Raw genomic sequence first — 2,507 nt, 5'->3', positions numbered from 1 at the left:
ATTAGTAAAGCTAATAGAGATGGCGAAAAGTTCATTTGTGAACATTGTGGTCATATTGACCATGCTGATACTCAGGCTTCTCGGACAATTTTACGAAGAGCTAATTTAAAATTTGTCAGCAAAGACACTAAAAACCTACCGGGGGACTCTTTTGAAAGTTACGCTTGTCAGAGATGATTCTGCCAGTAATGGCAAACAGGATCAGGGCAAGAACCGTACATCTAAGGTAATACCTGAAAAGCGGATATTATTCGAGCAGTTAAATATTATCTATTGGGCTTTTCTGTTCCCTGTATCATCAAGTTATTCACATCCTGGTAAATCTAACGCAATTAATAACGCTTGCTCTAGATGTGCCATCACCACATCAGAAAGAATTCCTCTTAAACGCAAAAAGCGAGTTTTAGATAATACCCGCACCTGATCTGCCATAGCGATCGAGTCTTTCTTTAATCCACCATCTGGGGACAAAATCAAAACTTGAGTAGGGTAAACTCGCTTCCCATCTTGATAGGTGGTACAAGGTACTGCTAAAACTACAGGGCTGGATAGATTAATCACATCACGACTAACAATAATCACGGGACGAGTTCCTCCCTGCTCCGAGCCTTCAGTCATTTCTAGACGTGCATCATACACCTCACCCCTTCTCATCTTGGAGATTCCCCTAACTGCAACGCCTCCCACTGCGCCGTAGCAAATTCTACCTCTAGTTTTAATACCTCTGCCTGATAATCTGGATCATTAGCCATTTCCGCTAATGCGGCATCAATTTCAGACCGCTTCTGTAAGGCTAATTCTCTTCGTAAAGCTTGAGCGACAAAATCATTCCGACTCTTAGCCTTTCCCTCCAGAACTGCCTTGTCTGTGGCTTCTAGGAGTTCTCTAGGAATGGTTAAGGTCGTGCGAACGGTTTCTGTTTTCATAGAGCGTTCATTTTTTGATGACTGAAGTGATGTCTTATATCATATCGTTTTACGCATCATCCAAAATTAAAAATTCAATTGTTGGTGAAATTCTTGACTCTTGCCACCTACTTTTCCACTTTATCACCTAAAATAACCTCAATTGTGGCAATCTGAGAAGTATAACCCCTGGCAATCTGATATTTTAGCTACAGAAGATCTACCTGTTTAGATTATGCAAACTCTGCCGACTTTGGAAATTACCAACACTGAATCTAGTCAACCAGCCTTTGATACCACTATCAAACGCCGCAAAACCCGCCCTGTAAAAGTGGGAGATGTCACCATTGGGGGTGGATACCCGGTGGTGGTACAGTCTATGATTAATGAAGATACTCTGGATATTGATGGTTCTGTCGCGGGTATTCGTCGTCTTCATGAAATAGGCTGCGAAATTGTTCGTGTCACTGTTCCTAGTCTCGGACACGCTAAAGCACTGGCGGAAATTAAACAACAATTAATCAAAACTTACCGAGATGTGCCAATTGTTGCCGATGTCCATCACAATGGCATGAAAATCGCCTTGGAAGTCGCCAAACATATTGAAAAAGTGCGAATTAATCCGGGTTTATATGTATTTGAAAAACCTAATACCAATCGCACTGAATACACGAAGACTGAATTTGACGAAATTGGCGAAAAAATCCGCGAAACCTTAGCACCGCTGGTAGTTTCCTTGCGTGATCAAGGTAAGGCTATGCGAATCGGTGTAAATCATGGTTCTTTGGCGGAAAGAATGCTATTTACTTATGGTGATACTCCCGAAGGTATGGTGGAATCTGCCCTAGAATTTATTCGCATTTGTGAATCTTTGGATTTTCATAATGTGGTGATTTCCATGAAAGCTTCACGAGTGCCTGTCATGGTGGCTGCATATCGTCTCATGGCTAAACGCATGGATGATTTGGGTATGGATTATCCTTTGCACCTGGGGGTGACGGAAGCAGGTGATGGTGAATATGGCAGAATTAAATCTACAGCCGGTATTGCCACATTATTAGCTGATGGTATTGGTGATACAATCCGCGTGTCTTTAACAGAAGCACCAGAAAAGGAAATTCCTGTTTGTTACAGCATTCTGCAAGCTTTAGGTTTGCGGAAAACAATGGTTGAGTATGTCGCTTGTCCTTCCTGTGGACGGACTTTATTTAATTTGGAGGAAGTGCTGCACGTAGTTAGAGAGGCTACTAAACATTTAACAGGTTTGGATATTGCTGTAATGGGTTGTATTGTGAATGGACCAGGAGAAATGGCTGATGCTGACTATGGTTATGTTGGCAAAACTCCCGGTTATATTTCTTTATATCGTGGTCGGGAAGAAATTAAAAAAGTCCCAGAATCACAAGGTGTAAAGGAATTAATTAATCTCATTAAAACTGATGGACGTTGGGTAGAACCGTAATTTTTAAGACTTTTACAAAAAAGGTAATAGTTAGTAGTTAGTAGTTAGTAGTTAGTAGTTAGTAGTTAGTAGTTCGTCAAATTTATTTTGACGGGTAATGGAAAAAACTTCTCTTCTTCCCTCCCCCACCTCCCCTACCT

4 protein-coding genes are annotated in these 2,507 nt (G+C 41.3%); 2 read left to right on the top strand and 2 right to left on the bottom strand.

Annotated elements, in window-relative coordinates; genetic code table 11:
• Complete coding sequence (locus tag IQ228_RS27525; protein WP_370566946.1) at window positions 1-177, top strand: zinc ribbon domain-containing protein; 177 nt, start codon at window positions 1-3, stop codon at window positions 175-177.
• 126 nt (window positions 178-303) lie between these two features.
• Here IQ228_RS27525 and IQ228_RS24700 read toward each other — a convergent pair whose 3' ends face one another.
• The gene (locus tag IQ228_RS24700) at window positions 304-654 is read right to left on the bottom strand and encodes a type II toxin-antitoxin system PemK/MazF family toxin (protein ID WP_027401056.1); all 351 of its coding nucleotides are present in this window, start codon (window positions 652-654) and stop codon (window positions 304-306) included.
• Entirely contained in the window at window positions 651-926 is a 276-nt protein-coding gene (locus IQ228_RS24695; protein ID WP_027401057.1) for a ribbon-helix-helix domain-containing protein, read from the bottom strand. The genes IQ228_RS24700 and IQ228_RS24695 overlap by 4 nt, the downstream gene beginning before the upstream one ends.
• Before the next feature lie 214 nt (window positions 927-1,140).
• Between IQ228_RS24695 and ispG the strand changes: the two genes are divergently transcribed.
• Window positions 1,141-2,367: a (E)-4-hydroxy-3-methylbut-2-enyl-diphosphate synthase gene (gene ispG / locus IQ228_RS24690; protein WP_193964790.1), complete on the top strand. Its 1,227-nt coding sequence runs from the start codon at window positions 1,141-1,143 to the stop codon at window positions 2,365-2,367.
• Window positions 2,368-2,507: the final 140 nt, after the last annotated feature.

It is taken from the genome of Dolichospermum sp. LEGE 00246, assembly GCF_015207865.1.
Taxonomy (GTDB): Bacteria; Cyanobacteriota; Cyanobacteriia; order Cyanobacteriales; family Nostocaceae; genus Dolichospermum; species Dolichospermum heterosporum.
This window is presented reverse-complemented; position numbering and strand designations above follow the sequence as displayed.